Raw genomic sequence first — 23756 nt, forward strand, 5'->3', positions numbered from 1 at the left:
AGTAAATAAAAGCGTTCCGTGAGCTTTCAGCCTACCAAATGTCCATTACGCCTTAAATCCATTTTTTTAGTCTTTATATTATATTTTATGAACGGAAAACAGACAGTAAAGTTGTAATGATTTATCATTATTGCAAATGTTGCTTAATAAGTTAATAACCAATGTCTTACAAAAGAGGTTATTTTGCAATGCGAAAGAGCCTATATTGTAAGCTAAAACAGGCACTTTTGTAGCGCAAAACAGATGCTATTACAAAGTAAAACCAATATCATTATTTTTTCTTGCGATAATCTTTACAATGATAAATTCTTTTTCTACATTCTCTTTGAGCAAAAATTGGGACTTACTTTTGTGAATGAGTTACTGCCAAACTGGTACTTCTGTTATTTAAACAGAGGTGTAACTTCTAATAAACACAAAAAAAGCAATATCCTTTCCAACATCTTTCTTAAATGAAAGTTTGCGGAAAGGATATTGCTTTTATAGTTTAATGCCATCAATAATCATGCAAATTGCACAGCTTCATGGATTAGGCATTAACTTATTTTTCTCTTTCTTATTCCTTTTCAGCTTTATCAGCCTTCTTAGATCTCTTTGCTTTTGCTGGTTTTTCTGCTTCAGCAGGCATCATAAGTTTGTTGAATTCATCGAGAGATACAGACTTCTTCTTCAACTTAACAACACTCTTCAACGCAACCGAAAGCTTACGATCAAGAGCTGCTTCAACGAAAGAATCTATGTTCTCACGCTTCTTCATCATCTCTTCAACGTAATTGTTTACATACTCATCAGGAACGTTATTCATACCATATTGTGCAAATTGTGCACGAGCCATCTGTGAAGCGCTCTCTCTTACATCAGCATCTTCAACCTTAATGTTATTGGCATTTGCTATCTTATCTCTTACAAGATGCCACTTAAGCTCATTGATGCTTGGTTGGTAGTTCTGTTCTACGAACTCTGCACCCTTATCTTTGTTGTTTGAAAGCATGATGCGCTTCAACAAAGCGTCTGGGAATTGTAGGTCACCAACTTTCTTTTCAGCGTATGCGCGAACATCTAACATGAACTTATAGTCAGAGTCTCTTTCAAGTTGTTTGCTTACACCTTCTGCTATAGCAGCACGGAATGCAGCCTCATCGTTGATATTTGCATCAGCGCCATAAACGCTATCCCAAAGTTCTTTGTTGTTTTCTGCATTTACAAAACGAGAGATTTCGGTAATCTGATATGAGAAATCGCCAGTGTGTTCAGCAACTTCTTTGCGGTCAATCTTCAGTAATGATGATATCTCTGCGTCGCCTTCTGGATAAGCTTTGCGTGGGTTGAAGGTAATGATGTCACCTAACTTGCAGCCATCGAAAAGTTTCTTTTGATCTTCAACCTTGATGTATTGAGGCATTAAAACAGCACCTTCTACAGTGATACCTCCTTCGAGAGTATTGCCATTTGCGTCAAGTTCGCGGATATCACCCTTGAGCATATCGCGCTTTTCAGGGTCAAACTCTTGTGCTTTATCGTAATGTCCTGCACGGCTTGCGAACATTTCGATTTGTTGATCAATAAGTTTGTCGTCTACTTTAATATCGTAATATTCGATAGTATCCTTATTTGTAAGTTCGATATCAAACTCTGGTGCGATTGCAATGTCGAACTTAAAGGTGTAAGGAGCTGGCTTTTCAAGTTCTACAGCCTCTTGTGTTTCAGAAGCCATAGGCTGTCCAAGCATATGGATTTTGTTGTCTACAATATATTTTTGAAGGTTTTCACCCAAGATTTTGTTAATGGCATCCATCTTAACTTGTGGGCCAACTTGGCGTTTTAGCAAACCCATTGGCACTTGTCCAGGGCGGAAGCCTGGGATGTTTGCACGCTTGCGATAATCTTTGAGTGCCTTTTCAACTTCTTCTTTGTAGTCAGCTTCTTCGACAACTATAGTCAAAAGACCATTTAGTTTGTCTGGGTTTTCAAATGAAATTTTCATCTTTGAAGTATTATATGTTTATTATTTAATTATCAAATGAATAAGTTTAAGCGGGTGGAACGATAAAATCTTCACCCACTTTGAGGCGCAAAGTTACTTATTTTTTGCCTAACTACATAATATATATATAGAAAAAAAACATTTTTAAGAAATTGTCTTGCTGAATAGAAGTGTAGCAAACAGCAGATGAAAGAAGTAGTAAGATAACACAAAAGCCTCGGAAAACATCGACGTCCTCCGAGGCTGCAAGTTATGGATAATGCTTTATGACAAGCCTTCTATTACGCCATTCACAACGTTAATATGCTCTGCTTGTGGTGTCTTTGGTAGACCTGGCATACGCATGATGGTACCAGCGATGGCTACAACCATGCCTGCACCAGCGTTAATAACAAAGTCGCGAATGGTAATTGTGAAGTCTGTAGGGACTCCGTAAGCCTTTGCGTTCTCAGAGAACGAATACTGTGTCTTGGCAATACATACTGGAAGGTTTTCGAAACCAAGTTCTTTTATGCGCTGTAAGTTGCGTTTTGCAGCTGGAAGCAATACAACTTTAGCAGCTCCGTAAACGTTCTTAGCTATCTTTTCAACCTTTGTTGTAATGTCGTCATTCTCTTCGTAAACGAAGTTAAGTGGTGCCGATGGCTTCTTTTCGATGGTATCAACTACCAAGCGAGCCAGTTCTTCTGCTCCCTTACCACCTTCTCCGAAGGCTGTGTTGATAGCGAAACCAACGCCTTGTGCCTCGCAATGTTCTTTCACAAGAGCTAATTCTTCGTCTGTATCAGAAGCGAAACGATTCAAGCAAACAACAACAGTCTGGCCGAATGCCTTGAGGTTTGCTATGTGTTTATCCAAGTTGCAAAGACCTGCTTTTACGCCTTCTACATTTGGTTTACTTATTTCTGTAACATCGATACCACCGTGCATCTTCAATGCCTGTGCTGTTGCAACCAATACAGTAAGTACTGGAGAAATGCCAGCCTTGCGACATTTAATGTCTAAGAACTTCTCTGCGCCCAAATCAGCACCGAATCCAGCCTCTGTGATACAATAGTCTGCATAGCTCATTGCCATCTTAGTTGCTAAGATACTGTTGCAACCATGTGCGATGTTTGCAAATGGACCGCCATGTATAAATGCTGGTGTGTTCTCGATAGTTTGCACCAAATTAGGGTTAATAGCTTCGTGCAAGAGAGCTACGATAGCACCAGTAACATTTAATTCGCGCAAATATAATGGTTTGCCTTCAAGTGTAATACCAAGAATAATGTTATCAAGACGACGATGCAAGTCCTCTTCATCAGTAGCTAAACATAGGATAGCCATAATTTCTGATGCAGGTGTAATATCGAAACCGCCTTCTGTAAGCAAGCCATCAGTACGGCTTCCTAAGCCTGTAATGACTGTACGGAGGTTGCGATCGTTTACATCTAAGACACGGCGCCACCATATTTCTTTCATTCCGAAGCCATCGTCTTGGTGCTGATACAAGTAGTTGTCTAACAATGCAGCAATCATATTGTTAGCTGAAGTGATGGCATGGAAGTCGCCTGTAAAGTGAAGATTGATTTTCTCCATAGGTAAAACTTGTGCATAGCCACCGCCTGCAGCTCCACCCTTCATACCAAAGCAAGGGCCGAGTGAAGGCTCGCGTAGTGCTGGAATAGCATTCTTACCTATACGATTCATGCCGAGTGCCAAGCCAACGCTAACTGTTGTCTTACCGATACCAGCCTTTGTTGGAGTGATGGCAGTAACAAGAATCAACTTTGATTTTTTTACTTTCTCATCGTCGATGAGGCGGTAAGGCACTTTGGCAATGTGCTTACCAAAGGGCTCAAGTTCTTCTACTGGGATATTAACTTTCTTTGCAATACTATCAATTAATTCAAGTTTTGCCTCGTGAGCAATCTCAAAATCTGTTTTCATTTGTTAGTTCTTCTTTTAAATTTATTAGATGTTAACTGATGATAGTTCGTTGTTATTTGTTTCCAAAATTAGGTAATTTAAATCTTACAGCCAACTTTTTATCGATATATTTGTACTAAAAAATACATAATAGCACATTTTTGAAACATTGTGCAATGGTATTGCAAAGTGCAGATAGCAATACTATAGGTAACAAAGAGCGGTATTGTATTTTTTCGATAGTGATTTACTTATTCTGTGTAAGTTTTGAGATGGTGGAGCGAGTGGGTGTGGAGTGCTTAAAAGAAGGGCTGATGAGAAGATGCGAAAGCATAACATAAGCAATCTGTTTTATACATTATAAAAAGGTATAAAGATACATTTCGATGCTCGAAGCGGTTGTGTTGTTTAATTTATTGAACTTCAACGTTTTATAATACCCGTTGTTTTGCTTTTCAAAACAACCTATTTTGCCATACAATAGTGCCTGTTTTGCATCGCAAAACAGGCACTATTGCAAAGCCATATCGGCACTAATGGTTTATGATAGAATTTTTATTGTAAAATTACGGATATTCTTTCAGTTTTCCTTAGTAAATAAACTAACTTGTATTCCATTAGGATTCGAGTAGCTGTATTCTTGGAATGTTATACCTTATTTATATATAAGGTGGCGTGCAAACTCTATGATGGTGTCTTTGCCACGCTGGAAATCTTCAGAAGTAAGGCTTATTTTATAGTCTGGGTCTATGCCAAATTCGGTCATTTGCTTATTCTTGTCGTACATCGGACAAGCTGAAAAGCGTATTGACCACCCGTTAGGAAGCTCGGCAGAGAATGGCAAACCAGCACCTCCACCTGTACGGTCGCCTATTGTTTTCACATTAGGGAAGCAGCGCATATACTTTACAAACTCGTTAGCAGCCGAGAAAACGCTGCGGTTAGTTAGTACAAATACAGGCTTCTGCCAGCGGATTCCTTTTCCAGGCTTGAGGATTTGCTCTTTTAAAGGCGAGAAATCACTATGCCCTTTACCCGTTTTATGTTGCATATAGCCTACCAGTTCCGACTTATTGGTGAACCTTGCAGCGAGTTCTTCTGCATTAGCAAGCGAGCCTCCACCATTGTTTCGCACATCTAAAATAATAGCTCTACAAGGTTGGAAGTAGAGAAGTATATCGTCAAGATTACCTGCACCTATTCCTCGTTGGAAGCTTTCGCATCGCAAATAACCGATATTATCGTCAAGAATAGTATAGTCCATGCCGCTTGCTATAAGGTAATCGGTCTTTAAATACTTTCGTAAGAGTGAATCAGAAAAGTTTTGTGGGTAGTCTTCGTGCCATGACCAATAACGCGCAGCATTGAAAGAAGTATATAAATTCACGTGTCCATCTTTCAATTCGGATAGCATATTTGCCATTACTTCGAACTGTTGACGTTCTGACATTGAATTGTCGAACTGCTTTAAGTACTTATTTCGTACTGCATTCCAATCTATTTCTTTCTGTTCAAAGAAGCAATAGTGCTCATCAATAATCTTCCAAAGAGCTTCAGCATTACCCTGAATGGTATTCTGATACTCGTCGTTTGTAACACAAGACGAGAGGAACGATATTATAAATAATGTGTATGAAAGCACAAAAGCAGTATGGCGAAAGTGTCGTATATACTTTTTCATTACGGAATAATCTTTGAAATCGAAAATGTTCGTACAACGCCTAACACAAAGAGGTTGCTCCATGTGTGATATTTCAAGCTATTTACGCGTGCTTGTTGAAAGTCGCCTAAATAGCCTAAACGTAACGTTGTATGGCGCAAAGTAAAGTCGAGGGTAAGCATTTGTCTAAGCGAGGGAGTAGAAAACATAGTGGTAGGCACCATGTTATGGTCGTAATCGCCTTTTGAAAATATTTCGTAGTAGCTTTGACCGAAGTTGGGTGCAAACATCAAACCGACGAGTGGGGCTTGCACTTCGTATCGAACTTGGAAAGGCTTGCCCCATAACCTAAATGCATAGGTAGCTGAAGCTGATGGCGCAAGATTCATGTTCAGATACACTTGGGCAGGATTATTGCCATTGCGCATATTGTATAGGAAACCAATATTGGCATCAATGCCACCGCCAGCCGTAGCTGTTAATGTGCCATTGCCTAACATCCATTTTCCAAAAGCGTAATGCACATTATATTGAAAGTTATACATTCCGCCTATATTGTTGTTTCTCTGCGAAGCGTTGTGCGTGTATGATAAGCGGGTTTGATGGATAATCTCACGCAAAATAGGCGTGCCATTATTACGTAACGTATGAGAAATGTAACGAATCTCGCCTCCTTCGTATGCACTTGGCGACAGATAGGTGTCTAATTGACTAACTTTTCCAAAACCAACAAGCTGCGCTTTGGTAATAATTTTACTAGACCGCAATGTGTCTTGCGCATGAATAGTAAAGCTATATAGTAACAATGAACAGGCGAAAAGTATTTTCCTCAACATCACAATATCTTTAATTATCAAAGAATTGTAGCGTTAGCTGTTGCTCTCCGCTATTGTCATCTTTCGGTTTGTCAGTCTTTGCAGTAGGCTCTGTAGGCTCTTCGACTTTGGTTTCAGCGGGCTTTTCAGGTTGTTCTACGATAGTTTCTGCCTCAACAGGCTCTGCTATTTCAACATCTTCTACCTCTTCAGGTTCAGGAAAACGAATAGGTTCAAGTTGTTTAATCTTACTAACTTTGAAAGTTGTAAGGCGCTTTCCCTTAGCCTTAAAGCCCTTTATGCCCACAAATTCTTCAGCATCAATAATCTCTGTGCCGCGTGCTGCATCGCTTCCGCCGTACGTTATCTCTGCACGAGGGTAGGTATCGTCTGTGAGGAAGACGAGTTTGGACTTCGGATTGTCGCCTATTACACTCTGATGTCGCGTAGAATTCTCCATGTAGAAGCGCTTTAGGTATGGGTAACCTTGGTTATCTGCATCGTAAACAACCGCTGTCCATGGCTTTTCGGGGTCGAATTTCTCAATACGGAAGATGTTATCTTCGTAGTGATTAGCTGCATCGAAGTTGGAAGTATAGAACTCTCCATTATCAAGAATTACGAGAATGGTATCCTTATCATTGAATTCGCCCAGCAAACGACCCTGTTCTTCGTAGTTAATACGATTAACATCAGCATCAAACCATACCTTTCTGCCACCCAAAGTTGATACTCCATGAGCTTTCAAAGATACACGATCTACAATTTCTTTCGTAAGTAATACACCGCGAGCAGTCTTCGATTTGATTAGAACATTAGAGAAATCACGTTCAAAATATCGCATTAATCGCGATCTTCCAGGTTGATCTTTCAATATAATCTTGATAGTTTCAGCCTCTCCGTTCGGGTTAGCCGTAAAATAAAAAACTCTTGAACCTGGCTTCCCTTGAGTAAGATCGTAATCTCTGTCACGGGTAATGGAAACCACATTAAAACGCTTTATGTAGTAAGGACCTTTTTCTCCGTCGCGATAAACAGCATTGTATATGGTGCGGCGGTCGTTGCGTTTAAACACTTGTACGTGTATAACGCCCTTGCCAACAAACACTTTATCAGCAATATGGACGATGCGATACTTACCATCACGGAAGAAAACGATGACATCATCAAGGTCGGAACAGTTCTGAACGAACTCGGCTTTCTTCAAATCAGTACCTATAAAGCCCCCTTTTCGATCAATGTATAGCTTCTCGTTTGCATCTACAACTTTAGCTGCAACAATGGTATCGAAGCTCTTTATCTCTGTTCTACGTGGGAAGTCCTTACCATATTTAGCTTTCAAATGCTTGAACCATTCAATGGTTACACGCACCATTTCGCTAAGGTCCTTGTTTATTTCGGCTATTTCCGCCTCGATCTTATGGATTAATTCGTCTGCTTTGTCCTTGTTAAACTTAAGGATACGCTGCATCTTTATTTCTAGTAAGCGAAGTATATCCTCACGTTTCACCTCACGAATAAATTCCTTTTTAAAAGGCTCTAACTTAGAATCGACAAATGTAACTACCTCATCCATTGTTTTAGATGTCTCGAACTTTTGTTCCTTATAGATACGTTCTTCTATAAATATTCGTTCTAACGAGTTGAAGAAGAGTTGTTCTTCAAGTTCACCTTTCCTTATTTCAAGCTCCCTACGCAATAGTGCTTGTGTGTTGTCTACTGAGTGCTTTAACACTTCCGATATGGTCAAGAACTGAGGTTTGTTATCAGAAATAACGCAACAGTTAGGCGAAATAGAAACCTCACAATCGGTAAAGGCGTACAAGGCGTCCATAGTCTTGTCGCTTGAAGTGCCTGGTGTCAGATGTAATTGTATTTCTACTTCTGACGCTGTCATATCTTCTACCTTGCGAATCTTTATTTTTCCCTTTTCAACAGCTTTGGTAATTGATTCTTGGAGCGAACTGGCTGTCTTGCTAAAAGGTATTTCGCGAATGACAAGTGTCTTGTTATCAATCTTCTCAACTTTAGCGCGAACCTTCAAAGATCCGCCACGTTGTCCGTCATTGTACTTTGATATATCAATGTTACCGCCTGTTGGGAAGTCTGGATAAAGCTCAAACTTCTTTCCACGCAGATAGTTTACGGCGGCATCGCATATTTCTGCCATGTTGTGCGGAAGAATTTTAGACGACAATCCAACAGCAATACCTTCTGCACCTTGTGCTAATAGCAAAGGGAATTTGGCTGGTAGGGTAATTGGTTCTTTGTTTCTTCCATCATAAGACTGCTGCCATTCAGTAGTTTTAGGATTGAAAATGGTTTCTAAAGCAAACTTTGACAGACGTGCTTCGATGTATCGAGGAGCTGCAGCACGGTCGCCAGTAAATATGTTTCCCCAGTTTCCTTGCGTGTCAATGAGTAGGTCTTTTTGCCCCATTTGCACAAGGGCATCGCAGATAGAAGCATCTCCGTGTGGGTGGAACTGCATCGTATGGCCTGCAATATTAGCAACCTTGTTGTATCGTCCATCGTCCATTCGCTTCATAGAGTGGAGGATACGGCGTTGAACAGGCTTCAATCCGTCGTCAATATGGGGTACTGCACGTTCTAAGATTACATAACTTGCATAATCCAAGAACCAGTTTTTATACATTCCTGATAGGTGTTTAACAGCCGAAGCATCAAATCTGTCGGTTGGAATATAGCCGTTTCCAGGTTCGCTTACTTCATCTTCGTCTGTTATTTCAGCATCAACACTAACGTCTTCATTAGGGTCTGTGTTTGTTAAATTGCTGTCATTACCCGTTGTTTTTTCGTTCATTGAGGTTTGGCCCTCATTGTTTTCAATCATCTTATCGTCGTCCATAACTAGTTGGATTGTCTCTATTTTTGAGGCTCAAAGGTACGAAGAAATCTCGAAATATGCAAATTCGCATAGTGAAACACACATCTATTTAATATAAGCGCTGGGGGAAGCGTTAATCAATCTGAATCAATTATAACTCCCTTCTTTCGCAAACTTTCACAACTTTTAGTTACCTTATTCCATTAAAAAATCGTAACTTTGTGCCAAATTCCGAATAAATAAAGATAAAAATAATATATTATGGCACAAGAGGATACCTTCAAAAAGATAGTAAGCCATTGCAAAGAGTATGGTTTTGTTTTTCCAAGTAGTGATATATATGATGGTCTTGCTGCAGTATACGACTATGGTCAGAATGGTGTAGAACTAAAAAACAACATCAAACAATATTGGTGGCAATCAATGGTGTTGCTCCATAACAACATCGTAGGTATCGACTCTTCCATCTTTATGCACCCTACGATATGGAAAGCCAGCGGCCACGTTGATGCTTTCAATGACCCTTTGATTGATAATCGAGACTCTAAGAAACGCTATAGAGCCGATGTGTTGATAGAAGACCAGCTCGGTAAGTATGAAGAAAAGATGGACAAGGAAATTGCTAAGGCTGCAAAGAAGTTTGGTGACAGCTTCGATGAGGCTCAATTCCGTGCTACTAATCCTCGCGTATTGGAGTATCAACGTAAGTATAACGAGCTTCATACACGCTTTGCCAATGCGATGGAGGCTTCAAACTTTGAGGAATTGAAGCAGATAATACTTGATGAAGGTATCGTAGACCCTATTAGTGGAACAAAGAACTGGACCGATGTGCGTCAGTTTAATCTTATGTTCTCTACTGAAATGGGTGCTTCTGCTGATTCATCGAGTAAGATTTATCTACGTCCAGAGACTGCACAAGGTATCTTTGTAAACTTCTTGAACGTTCAAAAGACCGGTCGTATGAAGTTACCATTTGGTATTGCACAGATAGGAAAGGCTTTCCGAAACGAGATTGTAGCTCGTCAGTTTGTGTTCCGCATGCGCGAATTCGAACAGATGGAGATGCAATTCTTCTGCCAACCAGGTACAGAGATGGAATGGTTTAACTATTGGAAGCAGTATCGTTTAGCTTGGCATCAAGCTCTTGGTATGGGTAATGACAACTATCGCTACCACGACCACGAGAAGTTAGCGCACTATGCAAATGCTGCAACCGACATTGAATTCCACATGCCGTTTGGCTTTAAGGAGGTAGAAGGTATTCACTCGCGTACTAATTTCGACCTTTCACAACACGAAAAATTCTCGGGTAGACAGATAAAGTACTTCGATCCTGAACGCAATGAGAACTATACACCTTACGTTGTTGAGACTTCTATTGGCGTAGATCGTATGTTCTTGAGCATAATGTGCCATAGTTACACTGAAGAACAATTAGAGAATGGTTCAAGTCGTGTGGTTTTGCGCTTACCAGAGCCATTAGCTCCTACAAAATGCGCGGTGCTTCCATTGGTCAACAAAGATGGTTTGCCAGAGAAAGCACAAGAGATTGTAGACGACTTGAAGTTCCATTTCAATACATCTATAGAAACAAAAGACTCTATTGGTAAGCGTTATCGTCGTCAAGACGCTGTTGGTACACCTTTCTGTGTTACTGTTGATGGAGACACTTTGACCGATAATACAGTTACTTTGCGTTATCGTGACTCTATGAAACAAGAACGTGTGCCTGTTGCAAAGCTACGTGAGATTATCGAAGATCGCGTTTCTATTACTTCGTTGTTGAAGAAACTTGATGTGAAAGGGTAAGATTTATATTCACATATAAAATAGAATTATGCAAAATAAGAATAAATTAAGAGCACAATTTCAAAGCTTCTTTTTCTCTGCAGCTTTGTTGTTTGCAGCTATTTTCTCGGTTGGTGTATTGTCTTCATGCTCGGAAAGCTCTGAGGAAGATGAAGAGTTTGCAGACTGGAAATCTAAAAACACAACGTATTGGACAAACCTTTACAATGCAACAAAGCAAAAAATAGATAATGGTGATACCTCTTGGAAACTCATATTGAATTATAGTTATCAAGACCAAACGCAGAAAGATGGAACCAAGAGTTATGCTCCAGAGAACTATATTATTGTTCATGAGTTAGAAAAAGGTACTGGTTCGGGTTCTCCTTTGTTCACCGATTCAGTACTGGTATACTATCAAGGCCGACTCATACCTTCTCCAACATATACCGCAGGCCTAATGTTTGATAGCAGTTGGGGTGGGAATGGCTTGGTTTATAACCCACAAACATCACGTCCTGCACAGCTTTTGGTAGGCGGAGAGAAGGGTGCTGTTGTCGAAGGCTTTGCTACAGCACTACAAAATATGCATATTGGCGACCACTGGATGGTTTATATTCCTTACCAGTTAGGCTATGGCACAACTAAGAATGGCTCTATTCCAGCTTATTCTAACTTGATTTTTGACTTACGTCTCCACTCGTATTACAGAGCGGGAACTAAGGTTCCAGATATAATTTAAGGATAACCAACCAATTCTTAGCGAAGACTTATGGTGGGCTTTCAGTCTACCTTATCCACGCAACTTTATATATTATGGTGTTCAGCAAGACTGTAACCGACGCACTCTTGGCGAAAATCAGGAATGGTAACTCTATGACGATGAGCGAAAAGTTAAATCTCATCGTTCAATTAAGTATTCCGTCAATTCTCGCTCAAGTGACTACTGTAATGATGTTTTACATCGATGCCTCGATGGTAGGTTCGTTGGGGGCAGCCGCTTCGGCTTCAATCGGATTGGTAGAACCTGCCACATGGCTCTTTGGTTCGTTGGTTGCAGCGGGCGGAATGGGCTTTTCGGTGCAAGTCGCACACTTCATTGGAGCCAACGACTTTGAGAAAGCGCGAGCCGTTATGCGGCATGGCTATATCTTTGGATTGGCTTTCAGTTTTATTTTGATGGCTGTTGCGGCATTGTTAGCAACGCCATTACCACGTTGGTTAGGCGGTGGTGCTGATATTCAGCATGATGCTTCCATTTACTTTCTTGTTTTTTCATTTGCAGTACCCATACATTTGGTAGAATATCTATCGGCTGCTATGTTGAAAGTGTCGGGCGATATGCGTCACCCAAGCCTTATTTCCGTGTTGATGTGCCTTATGGACGTGGTCTTCAATTTTATCTTAATCTTTCCTACGCGTCCCCTAACTATACTTGGATTTCAGTTTGAAATGTTCGGATTTGGGTTAGGAGTGAAAGGCGCTGCCATTGGTACGCTACTCTCATTTGCCGTAGCTGCTATTCCGTTAATTTACTTTGCTATCTTCCGTAGTCCTATTTTGGCATGGAAACTCGACACCAAACGCTTTGTATGGGTGTGGGATTACATTGTTCACGCTGTAAAAATAGGTGCACCTATGGCTATGCAATACCTCTTAATGAATGGTGCACAAGTGGTTTCTACTATGATTGTCGCACCCTTGGGTAACTTCGCTATTGCTGCAAATTCGTTTGCTGTAACAGCCGAAAGTCTATGTTACATGCCTGGTTATGGTATTGCTGAAGCGGCAACGACACTTGTTGGACAAAGCGTTGGAGCGAAACGAAAAGATCTTTGTAAGAACTTTGCTTACATGACTGTATTCATTGGTATGGGCGTTATGGCCTTCATGGGAGTTATTATGTATATCTTTGCTCCTGAAATGATAGGAATGCTTTCTCCAGTGAATGAAATCAGAGAGTTGGGAGTAGCTGTTTTGCGTATCGAAGCCTTTGCTGAGCCGTTCTTTGCAGCAGCTATTGTGGCTTACAGCGTATGCGTTGGTGCTGGAGATACATTCAAACCATCACTTATCAATCTTGGTTCTATGTGGTTTGTACGCCTTACTTTGGCTTATGCTCTCGCTTCTACCTACGGCTTACGAGGTGTTTGGTTCGCAATGGCTGTTGAGCTTACGTTCCGCGGCTCAATGTTCTTGATACGGATTTACCGTGGTAGTTGGATGAAGAATATTACTGAAGCACCACCGGTAGAGCAAGCATCAGCCTCATAAATACGATATTATATAATTTTTAAAAGACATATTAAACAATGCATTGGTTTTCGTCTCTCTTAGACACACTTAATTATTGGACTATCTTTCTCGGTATGTATATTGAAGGAACGGTAATCCCCTTCCCATCGGAACTAATTGTTTCACCAGCTGCCTACCATGCAGCAGCAGGACATTTAAATGTATTCTGGGTGGTTATAGTTGCCACTTTAGGTGCTGTTACAGGCTCAACAACCAACTATGTAGCCGCTTATTATCTCGGCAGACCTATTATATATCGTTTTGCAAACAGCAAATTCGGGCATCTTTGTTTGCTAAACGAAGATAAAGTTAAGGTCGCTGAGAAGTATTTCTACGACCATGGTGTTATAGCGACCCTTACCGGACGACTTATTCCTGGTATTCGACAAATCATCTCAATACCTGCAGGTTTAGCAAAAATGACTTTTTGGAAGTTCATTCTTTATACCACTATTGGCTCTGGTATTTGGAATTGTGTTCTTGCAGTACTTGGTTGGTATCTTCATTCTGTTGTTCCAGAAAGTCAGCTCACTGCAAAAATAGAAGAATACAATAACTATATTAAGTATGTTATCTTGGGTATTCTTATCTTAGTTGTACTTTATTTTGTTGTAAGATATTTCCTAAAGAAGGCAAAATCAAATAAACAATAAAACTGAGAGCGAGTGTATTGAGATTCTGTCCCGATACACTCGCTTTTCTATACCTACCCTTTCTCTTTTATATGATATATTGAAAAGGTTTCTTTTATATCCTCTTATTTTAGTTTTAATATCCCTTTTATAATGTCTTGTTTGCAGAAAGTTAATCCTTTTGTATGAATTGGATAATCTTTAAAGATAGCTTTTGTATTGTAAAAGTATTTCACAGAAAAATCAATAGAAATTGTTTTAGTTTGCAATAGCGGTTATTTTGCGTTGCAAAAGAGTCTGTTTTGTCTTGTAATAGTGCCTGTTTTGCAACGCAAAACAGGCACTATTACAAGACATTGATTATCAAAATGTTATACGGTTTGATGATAGTGATAAAATATTTACATTTGTGCTGCCTATTTGTTACCTTTGTTTAATAACATGAAGCTGCAAAATAGGAGATAGAGTATGCTGAAAGTTGGTTTATGTAAGCAATTGTAGAAAGTACTTATTTGCTTACTTTGAACTTCCCATTAATAAACGAATAACTGCTTTTCTTGTAGAGTACATTCTTTTCAGGTACCGCAACAATCTCCTTTAAGGTTATTTTATTACTTCCGATGATGTGATAATGTATGTAGCAATTCTCTATTTTATCTTTCCATTGTATGTCTTTAGCTGTGTAGATGAGTAACTTATCGGTTAAGTTATACTTACTATCTAATGCACAAAGGAAGAAACGTCCTTCGCCTTTTTGGTCTTTAGCAAAGATTAAAAGCAAGTGATAATTATTGATAGAGGGAAGTTTGGCAACCCGGCAGTCAAACAAATCTGTTTTATCATCAACCAAAGTGGCAATGAATGGTATTATTGCTTTACTTGGAGTTGTTGTTTTCGGCAGGTCTATTATAAACTCATAATCATATTCAAAAGGGAGTTTGAAAGTCGAAATATTCTTAAAAAAGGATGCTATACTTTCTTTAGTTGGAAATATAAGCTCTTTCTTTTTTAGGAAGTTTTCTACAAAATCCAAATATATTCTTTTATCATAGTTGAGAAGAATGGGCATTTCTGAGTCGTAAGTAATATCTTTTAGTGTGTTATTCTTAGTGTCAAGTATAAGCCAAGCTACTGAGTTTATCGTGTTTTCGCCCTTCCCATATTCAAACATTCTTATTCTATAGATTCCATCTGAAACTTCTTCTTCAATATCAGCATGTAGATTTTTCTTGTTTAATACAGTTTTGAAATTGGGGCATGAAAGTATTAAAATCTTTAATTTTTCATTTTTTGATATATCTGAGGGGATGTTTTCCAGAGTTAGAATAAGCATAGGCTCATTTGTGTTTCTTGCATTGCAGATACAAGAAAACATAATTAGAATGGAAGAAATAATAAATACTCGCATATTGTTATGATTTTCGTTGGAGTAAATATACAATCAGATTGGCAGCATTATCGGGCGCAATATGATCGCCAAGTTTCTCTTTCATCAGTTCATACTCAGCAAGCATGGTTTCACGATAAGGCTGTCCAGGCAGAATACGATAGAGTTCGTTAGCTATATTCCTTATTTTGAAACGTTCAGCAAATAGTTCTTGCACCACCTCCTTATTAGCAATAAGGTTTACCAAAGATATAAAGCGCACCTTTATAATGTGTTTGAATGCGAAACGAATAAGGTTTGGTAGTGGAGTTTTGTAGCAAACTACTTGTGGAACATTAAATAAAGCAGTTTCTAAAGTTGCCGTTCCGCTTGTAACAATCGCTGTTGTGCAATGCGAAAGAAGTTGATATGTGTCGTTTTTAACAATATTCGCGTTAAGTTTACTTACAAATTGCTCGTAATAAGCATCGTCTATAGAAGGTGCTCCAGCTATTACCATCTGGTAATCTTCAAAGCGCGATGCAGCTTCGAGCATCGATGGCAGGTTATCTTTAATCTCTTGCTTTCTACTTCCAGCTAAAATAGCAATGATAGGTTTATCGTTTAGCCCATTGCGGTTACTAAATTCCTCCTTGGTTTCTGTGTATTGGCTTTTGAAAGTAGCTACTTCTTCTGCTGTTGGGTTACCAACGTAATGTATTTTATACTTGTGTTTCCGTTCAAAAAAGTCGATTTCAAATGGCAAGATAGAGAACATCTCTTTTACATCTCGCTTTATTGCACGGATACGCCACTCCTTCCACGCCCATATTTTGGGTGAAATATAGTAATAAACCGGTATTTGGGTGTTTTTATTAAGGAACTTTGCTATTTTAAGATTAAAACCAGGATAGTCTACAAGTATTACAACGTCAGGCCTCCACTTAACAATATCTTCTTTGCAGAGCTTCATATTCTTCATAATAGTAGGCAAATGCAAAAGTACAGGGATAAATCCCATGTAGGCAAGTTCCTTGTAATGTCGTACACGTGTCCCGCCAACGTTTTGCATAAGGTCGCCCCCGAAAAAGCGAAACTCAGCTGCTTCATCAAATTTCTTAAGCGATTGCATCAAACGAGATGCGTGTAAGTCACCCGATGCTTCGCCAACTATTATGTAATACTTCATTCCTTTATTGCTTGTTATAATATTATAAGAATGGGAATCAGATTTTATTTCTTACTCTTCCCATGCCTTCATCTTATCCAACATGTCATAATCTGTTATATCAATACGTGTAGGAGTTATTGTAACGTATCCTTCTTTCAATGCCCACTGGTCTGTATCAGTTGCCGATGGTTCGTCATTGCGATATTTGCCCAACATCCAATAATAATCAAAACCCCTTGGATGCTCGCAGCGAAGAGTTTCTTTCAGCCAACTTCCGTATCCCATTCGTCTTACTTTTATTCCTTTGAAATTATCTCTGGCAGGGAAGTTTACATTAAGGCATACACCTTTGGGTAAACCTTCTTTAAGAACTTGCTTGACGATCTTTACTACGTAGTGGCGTAAAGGTTCAAGGTTGGCATCTGGATTGTAATCACATGACGAGAAAGCAATAGAAGGAATATATTTTAAACAGCCTTCTCTTGCAATACCCATTGTGCCACTATAATGTGTGTTTACCGACGAATTGTCGCCATGATTGATTCCCCCTAGGATTAAATCAGGGCGTCGTCCATCTGTTAAAATCTGCTCGAAAGTAATCTTTACGCAGTCAACTGGAGTTCCTGAACACGACCATACTTCACAGTTAGGAATATTGTTTTGATGTTCTAAATGTAGGGGAGTGTTTGCAGAAAAGGCACATGAATATCCAGAACGTGGCCCATCAGGTGCGCAGACTAAAACTTCAGCAAAGTCGGATAGAAATGAAGCCAATGTTTTTATGCCATTAGCAGTGTATCCATCGTCGTTTGAGATGAGAATAAGTGGTCGCTTACAATTCATAAATTTTATTTTCTTTTGACTGCAAAAATACGAAAAAAGGTTTATAAATACCGCTTTTTCGCTTAAAATTATGTATCTTTGTCGGCAAAACAAGTATAGTAAAAGATAAAATGGGAAAAATAATCGCAATGGCAAACCAAAAGGGTGGTGTGGGTAAAACAACCTCTACCATCAATCTTGCTGCATCGTTGGCAACTCTTGAGAAGTCAGTTCTCGTTATAGATGCCGACCCACAGGCAAATGCATCAAGCGGTTTGGGCGTTGATATAAAGGAAGTGGAATGCTCGTTGTATGAATGCATAATTGATCATACTGATATTCGCGATGCAATTTATACTACAGATATAGAGGGAATGGATATTGTTCCAAGCCATATTAACCTTGTCGGTGCAGAAATAGAGATGCTGCAAATAGAAGACCGTGAAGAGGTTTTGGAGAAACTCTTGGCTCCTATTCAAAACGATTACGATTATATACTGATTGATTGTAGCCCATCGTTGGGTTTAATTACCGTAAATGCATTGACCGCAGCCGACTCTGTTATCATTCCTGTGCAATGCGAATATTTCGCACTTGAAGGTATCAGCAAGTTGTTGAATACGATTAAGATTATAAAAAGCAAGTTGAATCCGAAGTTAGAGATAGAAGGATTCCTTCTTACGATGTATGATAGCCGTTTAAGATTGGCACGTCAAATTTATGACGAAGTAAAGCGTCACTTCCAAGAATTGGTATTTAAAACCGTTATTCAGCGCAATGTGAAACTTTCCGAGAGCCCAAGTCATGGCTTACCAGTAATTCTTTACGATGCTGATTCTACTGGTGCAAAGAATCATCTTGCTTTGGCTAAGGAGATAATCGAGAAGAACGAAAAATAAAGGAATGCGACTAAAACCCATTAAAACTTACTAGTAAACATAATGGCAGTACACAAGAAATACAATAGAAACGCAAAAGTTAATGCGCTTGGCAGGGGCTTAGATGCCTTAATATCAACTGAAACGGTAAGTACGCAAGGCAGTTCAACTATAAGCGAGGTACTCATTGATCACATTGAAGCGAATCCTAATCAGCCACGAAGAGAGTTCGATCAAATTGCATTAGAAGAACTTGCAAACAGTATTAAGCAGCTTGGCTTGGTGCAACCTATCACTCTTAGACAGATAGACGAAAATAAATTCCAGATTATAGCAGGCGAACGTCGCTGGCGTGCTTCACAATTGGCTGGGCTTAAAACTCTTCCTGCATACATTCGTACTATTAAAGATGAGAATGTAATGGAGCTTGCGTTGGTGGAAAATATACAGCGTGAAGACTTAAATGCGATAGAAATAGCTCTTGCCTACGAACATTTACAAGAGAAAAGTGGCATGACTCAAGAAAAGGTTGCAGAAAGAGTAGGAAAGAGTCGTGCTGCAGTTACTAATTATCTACGCCTATTGAAACTTCCTGCTCAGGTACAAATGGCTTTGCAAAAGAAGGAAATAGACATGGGACATGCTCGTGCATTGCTCTCATTGGATAGCCCTTCTCAACAAATAAAGTTGTTTCACGAAATTCAAAAGAATTCTTTCAGTGTACGAAAGGTCGAAGAACTCTGCCAACAGCTTAATAATGGCGAAGATATACAGACTGCTAAGAAGAAAATTGCAGCCAAATCGAAACTCCCAGAAGAGTTTAATATATTGAAGAAACGTCTTTCCAACTTTTTTAATACAAAGGTGCAGATGACTTATGGTGCTAAAGGTAAAGGCAAAATAACTATTCCTTTTGCTTCTGAAGAAGAGTTATTGCATATTATGGAAGTAATGGATAGATTGAAATAAAAAGCGAAAGCATAGTTTATAGTTAAGTGAAAGAAGTTCGAAACATATTCCGTATTTTATTGCTAACATTTCTTTTGGCGATAGGTTGCCCTGCAATTGCAAGGGCACAAGTGGAACTTGACGATTCTATTAAGGTTCTTTACCCTAACGAAGACGCTCCTAATACAATAACGAATGCTGAGAGTGACAAGATAGAGAGTAACCTCTCGCTTTCGTCTAAGAAGGTATCGAAACTTAATAAGGTTGCTGCTAAAGATAGTATGCGCCTAATGAAAGATTGGAATAAATGGCGACCGAAGCCCAAAAAGGCTTTATGGTTGGCGATAGCATTGCCTGGAGCAGGCCAAATATACAATCGTAAGTACTGGAAACTGCCTATTTTCTATGGAGGAATAGTTGGTTGCATCTATGCAATGACATGGAATAACCAGATGTATCGCGACTATCAGAACGCCTATATGGATATATCTGACGACGATCCCTCAACACAAAGTTACAATAGTTTCTTGCATTTAGGAACAACAATAACGGACGAGAACAAGAGTTATTACCAAAATCTGTTTCGGAAGCGTAAAGATCGTTTCCGCAGATGGCGCGATTTAAGCATCTTTGCTACTGTTGCGGTTTATGCATTGTCGGTGATTGACGCATACGTAGATGCGTCGCTTTCTGATTTCGATATCTCCGACGACTTGTCATTGCATATTGCGCCTGTTGTTATGAACGGCAATTCACCTGCCAATCAGACCAATCTGTTTAAAAATTCAGCAATCGGAATTGGTTGCAGACTTACGTTTTAACAGATTGTGGTAAAGGTTGGTGTGTCACGAAAAAGGAAATAATGATAAAAGAAAGAAAGATTTTTGCGATTGCTTTGCTATTGATGTGTGTTTGTGTAACATATGCACAGCAGCAGGTAGTAAAGGATAATCGTGGCAGAATAGTGCAAATCAATATTCCAAGTGCTGATGAAAAGATAAGCGGATTTGAGGTAGAATATACCGATATAAAGTTCTATGAACAAGAGAATGAGCTAAGTTCTGCTACATCACAAATTGAAATGGAAGACGAGACTTCTGCTATCGGCCGTCTTGTTAATCGAATTTCGGGTTCATTGCGCCTTACTTATAACCCAGAAGTGCAGAAGTACATAGATCGATATGTAAAGCAAGGTAGACGTTCTACAAGCTATATGTTGGCACGAGCAAGCTATTATAATCCAATCTTCGAGGAAGCATTGCGCTCTTATGGTTTGCCAATAGAATTAAAGCATTTGCCTGTAATCGAATCAGGTTTAAATCCGAAAGCTATTTCAAATAAAGGTGCTGCAGGCTTATGGCAGTTTATGCCTACCACAGGACGTCAGTACGATTTACAGATAAATACTTTCGTAGACGAACGCCTCGATCCAATAAAGTCATCTTATGCTGCAGCACGTATGTTAGCTGACCTTTACAAGCGCTTTGGCGACTGGTCTTTGGTCTTAGCTGCTTATAACTGTGGGCCAGGAAGAGTGAGTAGTGCCATTGATAAAGCTGGTGCAGGTGCAGACTTTTGGAAGATTTACGAGTTCCTACCCAAAGAAACAAGAGGTTATGTGCCCGCTTTCATAGCTGCAAACTACGTAATGAACTGTCATTCCGAATACAATATATTGCCTGAACCAACAGGTTTACCCGAAAAGGCCGGCAAAGTTGTAGTTACAGCAGACATATCGCTGGCTAAAGTAGCAAATGTTATAAATATGGATATTGCCGATTTGCGTATGCTGAATCCGCAATATCGACAGGGTATCGTGAAAACCATAGGTGGTTCAGCAACTCTTTTGTTGCCGTCGGAGAAGGTGAAATGTTTTACAGAAAATTCTTCTCGGTTGTACGAAAACGAAGAAAGTTTGGAGAACCAAAGTTTGAAAATGGCGGCAAGGGTTGTGGTAGAAGCTGCACATACCCCATATAGTTAATCAACTAATCATACCAAAAGGAGGACCAAGGATATGGAGAAAGACAACGAAAATAGCAAAATTGACGAGGTAAAAGAAGACAAACTTATCGAAGATGCGTTTCAACATTTATTGAACACCTATTTGGCTTCCCCTCACCGCAAGAAGGTAGACATCATTACAAAAGCCTATCATTTTGCAAAACAGGCGCACAAAGGAGTGCGTCGCCTTTCAGGTGAACCTTACATCCTACATCCTATAGCTGTTGCACAGATTGCTTGTGAAGAGATAGGTTTAGGTTCTACAAGTATCTGTTCGGCCCTTTTGCACGATGTTGTAGAAGATACAGACTACACGGTTGAAGATATTGAGAACATATTCGGAGCAAAAATCGCAATGATAGTTGATGGCTTGACAAAGATTTCAGGTGGAATCTTTGGCGATAAGGCTTCTGCGCAGGCTGAAAACTTCAAGAAATTGCTTCTCACAATGAGCGACGATATTCGCGTTATCCTTATTAAGATATGCGACCGCCTACACAATATGCGTACCCTTGCGTCGCAACCAGCCAACAAACAGTACAAGATTGCAGGCGAAACACTTTATATCTATGCTCCATTAGCCAATCGTTTAGGTCTTAATAAAGTAAAAACAGAACTTGAAGACCTTAGTTTCCGCTACGAGCACCCCGATGCTTATAAGGCCATTGAGGCGAAAATAGCTTCTACAAAAGCGCAACGCGACACGCTTTTCGACAATTTTACAGACCCTATACGTGCTACGCTGGACAAAATGGGACTGAAATACGACATTAAGGCACGTGTAAAAAGTCCTTATTCTATTTGGAATAAGATGCAGACAAAGCATGTGCCATTCGAAGAGGTTTACGATATTTTGGCTGTTCGCATCGTCTTTAGTCCGAAGAGCAGACAAGAAGAAGCTAACGAGTGTTTCCAAATTTATGTTGCAATAAGTAAACTCTACAAGAGCCATCCCGACCGATTGCGCGACTGGGTGAACCATCCAAAAGCCAATGGTTATCAAGCTTTGCATGTTACACTGATGTCGAAACTTGGCCAGTGGATAGAAGTTCAGATACGTTCCGACCGCATGGACGAGATAGCAGAACAAGGATTTGCTGCTCATTGGAAGTATAAGGAAGGTGCAGAAGTTACAGAGGACGAGGGAGAATTGAACGACTGGCTACACACCATAAAGGAAATACTCGACGACCCGCAACCTGATGCAATGGATTTCCTCGATGCTATCAAGCTCAACCTGTTTGCTTCAGAGATATTTGTATTTACGCCAAAAGGCGAAATTAAGATGATGCCAGCTGGTTGCACCGCTCTTGACTTTGCTTTCCAAATACACACGGTAATTGGTAGTCATTGTATTGGTGCGAAAGTAAACCATAAGCTCGTGCCGTTGAGTCATAAACTGCAGAGCGGAGACCAAGTAGAGATACTTACTTCTAAGGCGCAACGTGTGGAAAAGACGTGGATAAACTTTGTGTCTACAGCTAAAGCAAAGGGAAAGGTGCTGGCGATACTGCGAAAAGAAGCTCGAGAAGTACAGAAAAAGGGAGAGAATATGCTCGAAGAATGGCTGAAAAAGCACGACTTTGAAATGACAACCTCTGTGCTCGACCGTCTATGCGATCTACACGAAATTAAGAAGCATGCCGATCTTTTTGTCGCTGTTGGCGAAAAAACGATTATCCTTGGAGATGCAGATTTAGACGAACTGCATGGCAAGAACAAGCGCAAACAGAACAAGGTAAACAACGTTCCAATGTGGCGCAAATATGTTCCGTTCCTCAATCGTAACAAAGCTGCAGACGACGATAACACCAACGGAAAAGAAGGTGAAAAGGTTGTAACAGGTCTTATCGTTGTTGATAAGAACTTGAACAAGAAGAAACCTATCTTTATAAACGAAGATAACATTGCACGTTACATTTTTCCAAATTGCTGCCACCTTATTCCTGGCGACGATGCCATGGGCTTCATCGATAATAACGACCACATCGAAATACACAACAGGGCGTGCCCTGTGGCTGCGAAGCTTAAAGCTAGTTTTGGCTCCCGCATACTTGATGCAAAGTGGGATATGCACAAAACTATGTTCTTCGATGCTACAATAGAACTACGAGGCATAGACCGCAGAGGCATGTTGCTCGATATTTCGAAAGTTATTTCTGATCAATTGGGAATCAATATGCGCAACATTACCCTGAAAAGCGACAATGGAATTGTTGTAGGAAACATAGATATGGGAGTGCACGACCGTGAAGATGTAGAAGTTATCAAGGAAAGTCTAATGGCAATAGAAGGAATGCAATCCATAACAGATATTTGTTAAACACACCATTGCATGGCAAACTGCTTGTGCAAATAAATCAACGCTAAATAACAAAAATAAAAGGTGGGCAAAGATATTTTCTTTACCCACCTTATTTTATATAGTTGATTCAGTACAAACAATGTCAGAACGCATAGTCTTAATTACTTCTACGTTGTCAAACAAAGTGTACAGCTTCAGTTTTAATTAAGCTTGGAGTGGTAGTTTGAATAATAAATAAACAAGAATTTTTGAGCGATGACAAAAAAGCTTAAAACTTATTGAATAAGTCCTATGCATGAATCGTTGGATAACCTTACACCACGAGA

Annotated in this window: 17 protein-coding genes; 9 read left to right on the plus strand and 8 right to left on the minus strand. The window is 39.7% G+C overall.

Annotated elements, in window-relative coordinates; genetic code table 11:
• Positions 1 to 556 precede the first annotated feature (556 nt).
• The 5 genes from tig to HXN26_RS07760 form a co-directional block, all read right to left on the minus strand.
• Positions 557 to 1984 carry a trigger factor gene (gene tig, locus HXN26_RS07740; protein ID WP_273160305.1) on the minus strand — a complete coding sequence of 476 codons (1428 nt, stop codon included), beginning with the start codon at positions 1982 to 1984 and terminating at the stop codon, positions 557 to 559.
• 264 nt (positions 1985 to 2248) lie between these two features.
• Positions 2249 to 3916: a formate--tetrahydrofolate ligase gene (locus HXN26_RS07745; protein ID WP_273160308.1), complete on the minus strand. Its 1668-nt coding sequence runs from the start codon at positions 3914 to 3916 to the stop codon at positions 2249 to 2251.
• Positions 3917 to 4550: 634 nt separating this feature from the next.
• A complete protein-coding gene (locus tag HXN26_RS07750) occupies positions 4551 to 5576 on the minus strand; it encodes a S41 family peptidase (RefSeq protein ID WP_273160310.1) in 1026 nt (341 codons plus the stop codon).
• Positions 5576 to 6394, minus strand: coding sequence for a DUF3316 domain-containing protein (locus HXN26_RS07755; RefSeq protein ID WP_420541272.1), 819 nt, complete (start codon positions 6392 to 6394; stop codon positions 5576 to 5578). Before HXN26_RS07755 ends, HXN26_RS07750 begins: the two co-directional genes overlap by 1 nt.
• Before the next feature lie 7 nt (positions 6395 to 6401).
• Positions 6402 to 9239, minus strand: coding sequence for a DNA gyrase/topoisomerase IV subunit A (locus tag HXN26_RS07760; protein WP_273160315.1), 2838 nt, complete (start codon positions 9237 to 9239; stop codon positions 6402 to 6404).
• A gap of 240 nt (positions 9240 to 9479) precedes the next feature.
• Between HXN26_RS07760 and HXN26_RS07765 the strand changes: the two genes are divergently transcribed.
• From HXN26_RS07765 to HXN26_RS07780, 4 genes are all read left to right on the plus strand, one after another.
• Entirely contained in the window at positions 9480 to 11030 is a 1551-nt protein-coding gene (locus HXN26_RS07765; RefSeq protein ID WP_025000974.1) for a glycine--tRNA ligase, read from the plus strand.
• Positions 11031 to 11058: 28 nt separating this feature from the next.
• Positions 11059 to 11751, plus strand: coding sequence for a BamJ family beta-barrel-assembly machinery protein (locus HXN26_RS07770; RefSeq protein WP_273160318.1), 693 nt, complete (start codon positions 11059 to 11061; stop codon positions 11749 to 11751).
• 74 nt (positions 11752 to 11825) lie between these two features.
• A complete protein-coding gene (locus tag HXN26_RS07775) occupies positions 11826 to 13283 on the plus strand; it encodes an MATE family efflux transporter (protein WP_273160320.1) in 1458 nt (485 codons plus the stop codon).
• A 38-nt stretch (positions 13284 to 13321) separates the two neighbouring features.
• Entirely contained in the window at positions 13322 to 13957 is a 636-nt protein-coding gene (locus HXN26_RS07780) for a DedA family protein (RefSeq protein ID WP_273160323.1), read from the plus strand.
• A gap of 487 nt (positions 13958 to 14444) precedes the next feature.
• On the opposite strand, the gene HXN26_RS07785 is transcribed toward HXN26_RS07780, so the two are convergent.
• From HXN26_RS07785 to surE, 3 genes are all read right to left on the minus strand, one after another.
• Positions 14445 to 15269, minus strand: a complete 825-nt coding sequence (locus tag HXN26_RS07785; protein ID WP_273160326.1) for a hypothetical protein — start codon at positions 15267 to 15269, stop codon at positions 14445 to 14447.
• Positions 15270 to 15348: 79 nt separating this feature from the next.
• Positions 15349 to 16491 carry a lipid-A-disaccharide synthase gene (lpxB, locus tag HXN26_RS07790; RefSeq protein WP_025000977.1) on the minus strand — a complete coding sequence of 381 codons (1143 nt, stop codon included), beginning with the start codon at positions 16489 to 16491 and terminating at the stop codon, positions 15349 to 15351.
• Between the two features lie 51 nt (positions 16492 to 16542).
• Positions 16543 to 17316: a 5'/3'-nucleotidase SurE gene (gene surE / locus HXN26_RS07795; protein ID WP_273160330.1), complete on the minus strand. Its 774-nt coding sequence runs from the start codon at positions 17314 to 17316 to the stop codon at positions 16543 to 16545.
• A gap of 110 nt (positions 17317 to 17426) precedes the next feature.
• On the opposite strand from surE, the gene HXN26_RS07800 reads away from it, so the two are divergent.
• From HXN26_RS07800 to HXN26_RS07820, 5 genes are read left to right on the plus strand one after another with little or no spacing between them, the layout of a single operon-like run.
• Positions 17427 to 18194: a ParA family protein gene (locus HXN26_RS07800; RefSeq protein ID WP_025000979.1), complete on the plus strand. Its 768-nt coding sequence runs from the start codon at positions 17427 to 17429 to the stop codon at positions 18192 to 18194.
• A 42-nt stretch (positions 18195 to 18236) separates the two neighbouring features.
• Positions 18237 to 19142, plus strand: coding sequence for a ParB/RepB/Spo0J family partition protein (locus HXN26_RS07805; protein WP_273160331.1), 906 nt, complete (start codon positions 18237 to 18239; stop codon positions 19140 to 19142).
• Positions 19143 to 19168: 26 nt separating this feature from the next.
• Positions 19169 to 19942 carry a DUF5683 domain-containing protein gene (locus HXN26_RS07810; protein ID WP_273160334.1) on the plus strand — a complete coding sequence of 258 codons (774 nt, stop codon included), beginning with the start codon at positions 19169 to 19171 and terminating at the stop codon, positions 19940 to 19942.
• A 41-nt stretch (positions 19943 to 19983) separates the two neighbouring features.
• A complete protein-coding gene (locus HXN26_RS07815; protein ID WP_273160336.1) occupies positions 19984 to 21105 on the plus strand; it encodes a lytic transglycosylase domain-containing protein in 1122 nt (373 codons plus the stop codon).
• 33 nt (positions 21106 to 21138) lie between these two features.
• Positions 21139 to 23448: a RelA/SpoT family protein gene (locus HXN26_RS07820; RefSeq protein WP_273160338.1), complete on the plus strand. Its 2310-nt coding sequence runs from the start codon at positions 21139 to 21141 to the stop codon at positions 23446 to 23448.
• The last annotated feature ends 308 nt before the right edge of the window (positions 23449 to 23756 follow it).

It is taken from the genome of Prevotella aurantiaca (genome assembly GCF_015262605.1).
GTDB lineage: Bacteria > Bacteroidota > Bacteroidia > Bacteroidales > Bacteroidaceae > Prevotella > Prevotella aurantiaca.